This window comes from Bacillus sp. 103mf, from assembly GCF_900116295.1.
GTDB lineage: Bacteria > Bacillota > Bacilli > Bacillales > Bacillaceae_G > Bacillus_A > Bacillus_A bruguierae.
Window position 1 is genome coordinate 1 of sequence record NZ_FPAF01000038.1, and the last position, 8,359, is coordinate 8,359.

Annotated in this window: 10 protein-coding genes; 5 read left to right on the plus strand and 5 right to left on the minus strand. The window is 31.9% G+C overall.

The features are described 5' to 3' along the window. Window positions 1–335: DDE-type integrase/transposase/recombinase (locus tag BM350_RS25720; RefSeq protein WP_139232942.1), on the plus strand; the 335-nt coding region annotated here is incomplete at its 5' end. 211 nt (window positions 336–546) lie between these two features. Here the strand turns inward: BM350_RS25720 and BM350_RS25725 are convergent. Together BM350_RS25725 and BM350_RS25730 are read right to left on the minus strand one after the other, a co-directional pair. Continuing rightward, window positions 547–771: a helix-turn-helix domain-containing protein gene (locus tag BM350_RS25725; protein WP_090920597.1), complete on the minus strand. Its 225-nt coding sequence runs from the start codon at window positions 769–771 to the stop codon at window positions 547–549. 22 nt (window positions 772–793) lie between these two features. Continuing rightward, entirely contained in the window at window positions 794–1,387 is a 594-nt protein-coding gene (locus BM350_RS25730; RefSeq protein WP_170857783.1) for a DUF2975 domain-containing protein, read from the minus strand. 880 nt (window positions 1,388–2,267) lie between these two features. On the opposite strand from BM350_RS25730, the gene BM350_RS25735 reads away from it, so the two are divergent. Then, window positions 2,268–3,323, plus strand: coding sequence for an ETX/MTX2 family pore-forming toxin (locus tag BM350_RS25735; RefSeq protein ID WP_090920591.1), 1,056 nt, complete (start codon window positions 2,268–2,270; stop codon window positions 3,321–3,323). 172 nt (window positions 3,324–3,495) lie between these two features. On the opposite strand, the gene BM350_RS25740 is transcribed toward BM350_RS25735, so the two are convergent. Both BM350_RS25740 and BM350_RS25745 read right to left on the minus strand, forming a co-directional pair. Further along, on the minus strand, window positions 3,496–4,068 hold the full coding sequence (locus BM350_RS25740; protein ID WP_090920588.1) for a recombinase family protein: 573 nt from the start codon (window positions 4,066–4,068) through the stop codon (window positions 3,496–3,498). Window positions 4,069–4,654: 586 nt separating this feature from the next. Beyond that, window positions 4,655–5,029, minus strand: a complete 375-nt coding sequence (locus BM350_RS25745; RefSeq protein ID WP_090920585.1) for a hypothetical protein — start codon at window positions 5,027–5,029, stop codon at window positions 4,655–4,657. Window positions 5,030–5,632: 603 nt separating this feature from the next. Between BM350_RS25745 and BM350_RS25750 the strand changes: the two genes are divergently transcribed. After that, window positions 5,633–5,965: a hypothetical protein gene (locus tag BM350_RS25750; RefSeq protein WP_090920582.1), complete on the plus strand. Its 333-nt coding sequence runs from the start codon at window positions 5,633–5,635 to the stop codon at window positions 5,963–5,965. Window positions 5,966–6,069: 104 nt separating this feature from the next. Here the strand turns inward: BM350_RS25750 and BM350_RS25755 are convergent, their stop codons facing one another. Continuing rightward, entirely contained in the window at window positions 6,070–6,282 is a 213-nt protein-coding gene (locus BM350_RS25755; RefSeq protein ID WP_090920579.1) for a hypothetical protein, read from the minus strand. Between the two features lie 734 nt (window positions 6,283–7,016). On the opposite strand from BM350_RS25755, the gene BM350_RS25760 reads away from it, so the two are divergent. Continuing rightward, window positions 7,017–7,622 carry a recombinase family protein gene (locus tag BM350_RS25760; protein ID WP_090920575.1) on the plus strand — a complete coding sequence of 202 codons (606 nt, stop codon included), beginning with the start codon at window positions 7,017–7,019 and terminating at the stop codon, window positions 7,620–7,622. 195 nt (window positions 7,623–7,817) lie between these two features. Then, window positions 7,818–8,359 (plus strand): Rpn family recombination-promoting nuclease/putative transposase (locus tag BM350_RS25765; protein ID WP_139232943.1); only part of this gene is annotated, 542 nt, incomplete at its 3' end.

The following is an 8,359-nucleotide window of genomic DNA, read 5'->3' on the forward strand; positions in this document are numbered from 1 at the left end:
AAAGATTAGTAAAACATTTTGGAGAACCAACGGTTCTCACTACAGACAAAGCGCCGGCATTACTTTGTGCATTTAACAAATTAAAAAAACAAGGATTTTATCAAAAGACAATCCATTGTACAATCAAACATTTAAACAATCTTATTGAACAGGATCATAGTCATGTAAAGAGACGTTTTGCCAAATCCGCAGGATTTCAAAATCTTCGTCATGCTTCACGTACAATAAAAGGTATCGAGACCATTCATGCTCTATATAAACAAAGGCGAAGTCTTCAAAGAGACTCCGCCTTTTCAACGTACAATGAACTTCAACAATTACTAGCTACTTCCTAAACATTGTTTCTCATTTACCAACCTGTTTGTGCTTTTTTCAAACTTTGCAACAGAACCGTTAAACATATACTTACACAGTATCCAGTATCAAAAATCAAACTATCTAAAAAAAGAGTCTAGATCTAGACTCTTTTTTTGTGCTTACTTATAGGGATAATCACAGGGTGACTGCTCTAGTCCGTCACATAAATTCCAATAAAAGGTGAAAACTCTATACCTCTTCATCATCTTCAGAATACGTATATTCTAAGATATCTCCAGGTTGACAGTTTAAAACCCTACAAATTGCATCAAGTGTAGAAAAGCGAATCGCTTTTACTTTACCTGTTTTTAGATTGGATAAATTGACTACAGATATTCCCACAGCATCGGCTAATTCGTTCAATTGCATCTTCCTATCTGCTAATACCCTATCCAATCGTGTAATAATAGCCATAAAATAGCACCTCTCATAGAACTTATAAAGTAGAATCGTATTCCTCTTGCAAATATGCACCATACTTAAAAACATGAGACAAAAATAAAATAAGACATCCCATTATCATCATTCCAAAATTAAAATTAAGAGAAATCACAGTTTGAGACAATTGAAGTGTCCTTACAAGTAATAAATCCCAAACATTACCTAATAATCCTAAAATAAAACTATAAACAATAACCCCATATGCTAAATATTGGATGCGTTTAATGCAACATTTAGAAAAAGGTTGTTTATTTCTTACAAATTGTACAATACTTTTTAGCTGTATAGTGATAAATAATAATACTGTTAGAATGATTTCATGTAGTATACAAGCATTTATGATTAATGTCCTAAGTTTTGCAATTTGAATATGATATGCATCAATTTTATAAGAAGAATGAAAATAAAAAGTAAGTCCTTTTACAGTTAAAATGTCATGTAAGGTATGGAGTGGAACAAATATTCCTGCAATCATCACACTTAAAGATAAAAACATCCCAATAATAACCACCCAATAAAAAATGTTAAATATACCCTGAAATAATTTTAATGTTTTTTCAAAACCAATAAAATATTTAGCTTGATCCATATGTTTCACTCCATTTCTTTTTTCATAATATAGCATTATTTTTGTTTTTAATCATTATATCTTCAGTTCTTATCATTAAAGTTTTAATGATAAACATTAATTTAAAAATATGCAATTTTGCATACCCAAAAAAAGGCAGTTAGTATATGGAATATTATTTTACTATTCTAAAGTAATTTTATACGTTACTAAAATTACATAATCAGTTAGGGGAATTATGCTTTATTATAACTATGGGATGAAAAGGATTTTATTAATATAATCCTTTTTTTTCCTCACAAATTATAAATTACGATTTTATGATTTAACTATTAAAATTTTTTGATTTACTTAGCAAAAATATAATGTTTTAATGTGGCTATAAGATCTCTTACCTTCTATAAAAGATAAAAGAAAATGAATTTTTATAAGTAACAGGTTCGTCATTATAAATTGTAGTTGATTATATCGTGTAGATAGAATAATAATCTTATCATTTACACATATCCAAAGTTTAAAGGTCTTTATTTCCAAAATTACATTCTTATCAATTAATCAACTATACTTATTTTTGATAAACGAAATAAAAACAAAGATTCATTTCTTATACATTTATAGCTTGGTAAATAGATCACAAAGCAGTATGTACATTGTCTAGTTTTAAATTACACAGAAAAGGGGTATGCCTTCAAAGGATTGAAAATTCAGAAATTAAAAAATAATACCTACAGCAGTTGTACTTGGTACATCTTTACTAGTAACACCAGGATTTTCTTCTACTGAAAATGTAAACCATAGAATGCTATAAGGATCAAGCAATTATCTTTGGGAAAAATCTTAAATTACAAAAGTATCACACCTAGTATACTAAAGAAAATTTTAATTAATAGGAGAGAGGAAAATGAAAAAATATAAAAAATTATTAATGGTTGCTCCACTTGCGTGTATGTTAGGTACGGGGATTTTTACCTTACCAGATGCAGCACATGCAGAAGCCCCATATGTTGACCAAAATAATATATTTCGTCAAGGGACGTATTATACTAAAGAAAATTTAACACAATCTTTATACATTAGGTTCCGTTCTGGTATAGAGCATTCTCCTGAATTGCGGAAGAAATTTAATATAGCAGACGACGAAAGCGTAATGATTGATACTGGTATTGAATTTTACAAAGATATATTTAATAATCTACAAAAAGTACCGACAGCAGATGGATCAAAATTTGAAGTTAGTCCACATATAGATAGTTATGAGGATTTAGGTCAAACAAATTTGTTAACTATTAATAACGATGATGGTATTGTAGCACAACAAGCTCAGACACCAGAAACAACAGAGACATTTACAGAAACTATGAGTTATTCAAATCAAACTGGGCAGAAATTAGGAATTGAGTCAACAACTTCATTTAAAGTTAATCTTCCATTTAATTTAGGTGGATTTGATCAAAGTATTAAAATTGGTACAGAATTTACTTTTAATCAGTCGAGTTCAAATACTAGTACTCATGAGACATCTGTTACATTTAAATCACAACCGGTAGTTGCTGCTCCAGGTGGAACAACGACTTATTATGGTACGATTAAAAAAGCAAAATTCTCTGGAACTTTCCAAACTGATTCATTCGTAACAGGTGGTATCTCATTAGACTTGCCTATAGCGAAGAAAGATTCTCCATGGAAAAAGGTACGTACTGAGAAGATTACTTTGAATGCAGAAGATGTATATGCTATTTATAAAAATGATCCATATATACCATTGCCATCATATATACAGTTAAATGATCAAAAGAAAAGAGTAATATTGAAAAATGCTGAAACCTTTACGTTTAACGGAGAAGGTGGTTATTATTCAGCTATTCAAGTGAAATTTATTCCAAAAGATCCAAGTAAACAAACACAAGTAATGCCATATAAAGAATATGTTGCAAAGGCACAAGAGAAGTCTTTATAAGGAAAAGAAAAATATATGGAGCCCCCTCAAAAAATGAGGGGGTTCCCTTGTTACCATTATTTGTTTACAGCGAAAGATAAAATACATATTACTATCCCTCTTAGGGGTACGGAAACGATTCACAGAATAACCCGCCACATCTGAAAAATTTTCCAATTGCGGCGGGTACTTATTATACTTTGTCTTGTAGTTTCCTATATAAAGCTGATCTAGAAACATTGGTAATTTCGCAAATTTGTTTCACTGTCATATTCCCTTCTTCATACAGCCTAAGTGCATAATTCATTCCAGCATGCTTTTCATGATACTTTTTAACTCGTCCTTGATATTTTCCTTCTTTTTTTGCAAGGTCAATCCCCTCACGTTGACGCATCCGAATTAAGTCACGTTCTAATTGGTTTACTCCACCCATTACTGTCATCAAGAAATGACTATATGGATTTTCTTCAGATAAATCCAACCAAGTATCTTTTAATGATTTTAAATTTGCTTTTTTATTTTTTATGTAATCTACTAGTTCAAATAAATCTCTTGTACTACGAGTAATTCGAGTCAGATCAGTCACATAAATTGTATCGCCTTCTCTCAGGTCATTTAACATATTTTGAAGTTCAGGTCTGTTTTGTGTAGCACCTGACACTTTTTCTTCATATATAATGTTCACTTCAAATTCCTTCATTTGTTGTAATTGTCTCTTAGGATTCTGATCAACAGAACTTACACGTACATAACCTATTTTTCTCATATTCTACTCTCCTATTTTGGAATAAGTCATATGGGACACTCCGAAGTACCATTATACCAGGTTCAAGAAACAATCCCAATAGGGTACACCCTATTGATACAAGGTTTTTCCCTTAACGTTGTAAATCCGCATAAACCTGACGCTACCCCGTAACTAATGAATGATTAGGGTTAACCCATAATAAACAAAGATGTGGGTTTGAAATAAAGTCACGATAATTAAAGAATTCTAAAAGAGTTTTGATCAATCTTTTTTATAAAACGAAATGCTCATTAAAAGAGAAACGAATCCATTTTGATCAATCTTTTTTCAAAGTGGATTCGTTTTATGTGCCGTAGAATAAGGCTTTGTGGAATATTTTTAACCAAACTTTATTTCAAAGCTACAACAAAAAGTTCTTTACAAAAAACGTTCGTTAATTAAGGGGAATAAAGAAGTGGCTAATAGTAACCAAATTGACAAGCTTTCTAACAGAATACAAAAAGAGCTCCTACACTCAAAGCTAAAGCTAAAGTTTTGAACTTATTCTTAATAAAATTCCCCATTTCATTCTTCGTCCTTCATTCATACATATAAGATGATTAAATTACTTAGTATGCAAACCGGCTCCAGCAACGCAAGATGTTGAAGATGAATTGCATACTAATTTTAAACGGTAATTGCCAATAGGTGCACGATAAGAATGATCTTCCATTCCAGAATAAATAGTTCCTTTGTCATAAAGGATACCATTTTTATACAAATACCAGGAAACAGATGGATTGCCTGCATTACTTACCCAAAAGCTTACTCCGCCGCTATTCGCGTAAATACTTCTTGTAGTTACTGCCCCAGTGCCTCTTAGATTAACATAAGAACTATCCGCTGCAAATGCTTTCTGCATTGGAGTTGCAAATGTAAATGCGGATGCCAATACTGTCACAGTTCCTACCGTTGCTGCTAATTTCTTAAGTTTTTTCATCTTCCCATCTCCCCTTTCAACATTTATGTAATAAACAATACGTATACAATAAATACGTACTGAATAATACGTATTTATTCTACAAGTATTTGGTAAAAAGTGTAATATTTTCATAAAAATCAGAATAATCAAAAATGGTAATTTTCATTATCATAAGTCCTGTTATCAAAATACTTGGAATGTTTTGCTAAGTATTTTGATAACAACAGTCTATTATTATTGAAGTACCTTTTGTTATACCGTAATTGGATAATGGAAATAAAATACAGCCTATGACCTATTTTTACACGTATCTCGGCTGAACCCCTTATAGGACATTCCAAGTGAGATATGTCCTTGATTGTTTTCACAAAATCGTATTTTACTCTCTCAAAGAATCAAAAAATGTCCAAAATCAATTGTGAAATTAAAAATTGACTCGTTTTCACATAAAAAAACGGCATTCTTAGTACTTCTAATGTCCGCTAATGCTTATTGCGTGATTTGGTTCCATTGCTACACAGACCCCATATGGTGGGGCCTTTATGTGTATAGACTATATTTAAGATTCTTTCAATGTTAATATATATACTAAATACTAATAATTGGAAGGAGTTAACGTTTATGAAACTAACATCCGTTATTGACATCGTGACTACTAATGATATACGTGCAATTGATTCATATGTAAACAACGAGGAAACTTCTGAAGATCAAGCTAGAAAGATTTTAAAATTCGGTCTTTTCAATGCAAAAGAAATCTATAAATCAACTAAAGGAAGCTATTATTACGCTTCTGAAGAATTAGAAAGAATCTATAACTATTACAGAGAACGTTATCCAGTAGTTTTTGAAAAACGTGAAATCAAAGGTTTTGATGATTTATACGTAAAAGCTTTTGATTATTGTGAAAGATATAGGGACAAATTTAGCAAGCCTATTACACGCTATGAATAAAAATAAAGAGGAATAGAAAACATCTACTGGTTATCTGGTTATTGTTATTTTTTATATGGTGATCCCATAAAGGGGTACCGCCAGCATTTTGGAAAAAACCCACGCTAAGCAAAAAATACAATAAGCGGTTTTAAAATAATGTATAAGAGATAAAATCCAAGAAGAACAGGAATAATCACACGTGATGCTGCCGCCAATCTTTCGTTCTCGTACAGCTTATTCAAGAAAAAGAAGAACAGGACTATCCAAATTCCATTTGAAAAAAACTTATACAGTGTATCAAATATGACATCAAAAGCTAGCATAAGAAAATTCATTGAACTCCCCCTTTTTCCTTATTATACCATTCAAGAGCGATGAGATGTTGTGTAACTTTGGTTGTATATCGTATTCATGTCAAGTTAACATAACGCCACATTATCATTATCGGTAGCAAGGATAAAGGCGAATCCCTACTCTCACAAGGGATTCGCCTGTTTCTTTTTCTATGACTCTATGCATTTTTTTATACATTCCTATTCTGGTGCGCTTTTTGGCTTCCCGATGGTTCCCTATGTCTCCCTATTTTTACATGTATCTTGGCTGAACCCCTAAGTATACTTGCAAGTAACTGAATTTAAAACTACATTTTCGTCTTGCTTTTAAAACCAAACTTTTTGAAAAAAGTTAACAAAAACTTTCATAAGCGGGAGTACCCGCACCCCTAATCGCTTACAGCTAGGTGTCCCCAAAACAATGTTTTGGGAAACGCGAGAGCTTGGTTTACTATTCCTTTTGGTAACCCTCCGCATTGCTACGGTCTCTTACAGGCTTTCCTTTTCCATCTAGGGTGTTTTTGCCCAAATCCCCGAAATGGGGGAATAAGCTTATGTTATTTAGACATTGTACCCAGTGTCAAAAAGTACACCTTTTGAAGTGGATGAAAATCTATGAAAAACGATACTTCAAAACCTCAAAAACGACATATTTGAAGTACTCCTAAAAAACCAATACCTTTTGAAGTGGATTTGTTATAATAAGTTTATAGAAAGGATAAAGGAGTTACTAAAATATGAATGTTAGAAAATTTGGTTATATACGTGTAAGTAGTAAAGATCAAAACGAAAACCGACAGCTTGAAATTATGAAGCAATATATAGAAGATGAACGGGACATTTTTATTGATAAGCAAAGTGGTAGAGATTTTAATCGAGAACAATATCAACTTTTAAAACGCATGCTAAGAAAAGGGGATATTTTATATGTTCACTCACTTGATCGTTTTGGAAGAAATAAGGAAGCCATCCTTCAGGAGTGGAAAGACATCACAAAAAATATTCAAGCACACATTATTGTCTTAGATATGCCTTTGCTTGATACTACACAATACAAGGATAGTTTAGGGAATTTGATTACAGACCTTGTATTACAAATTCTTTCTTGGCTTGCTGAAGAGGAACGAACAAAAATTAAGACTCGTCAACGAGAAGGAATTGAAATCGCTAAGAAACAAGGGAAACATTTAGGAAGACCTAGAACTGAAATTACTGAAGAATTTATTGCAGCTCACACAGAGTGGAAAAAAGGCGAAATTTCAGCATTAGAAGCAATGAGAAGATGTAATATGACTAGCCCGACATTCTATAGGGTAGTCAAAAGATATGAAAATAGAAAATAATCTTATCTACAAAAAAATTTTACTTTGTCCTTAGTTACAAGAGTGCTGGTATTGGTCCTTATGAGAGAATTGGGTAAATTTCTTGTTTTCTAAAAAGGAATTTCACCGTAATACATAAAGGCCTTAGCTAATTGCACATTACTTTTGGTTTCTTGTACAATATAAGAAAGAGAAATAGACAGGGAGAGGAAACCCATGTCCACAAAATTAGTAAATTTACGAATCGATTTTGCTTTTAAACAGTTATTCGGAACAAAAGGAAATGAAGAAATTTTAACTGGTTTCTTGAATGCCGTTTTAGAGGAATCTTTAGATGCACCCATTACATCTTTACAATTGGAAGATCCACATCTTCATAAATCTTATGAAGATGATAAGTTATCCATATTAGATTTATTAGCAACACTCGACAACGGAACACAAGTGAATATAGAAATTCAGCTTCGAAATACACATGATATGGTGAAACGCTCTCTATATTATTGGAGTAAGCTCTACACATCCCAAATGCAAGAGGGGATGCCGTATCGTTCACTTCGGAAAACAATTACCATTAACTTATTAGATTTCATATTATTTTCTCATGACGATTCATTTCACACCATCGGCCAATTATGGAATGCCAAAACACAACAGATACTAAGTGATGATATTGAAATTCATTTTGTAGAGATTCCTAAATTAGTGAAACAATGGCGTGAAGAGAAAGTAAATCCATGGGAAAATTCATTTGTCCG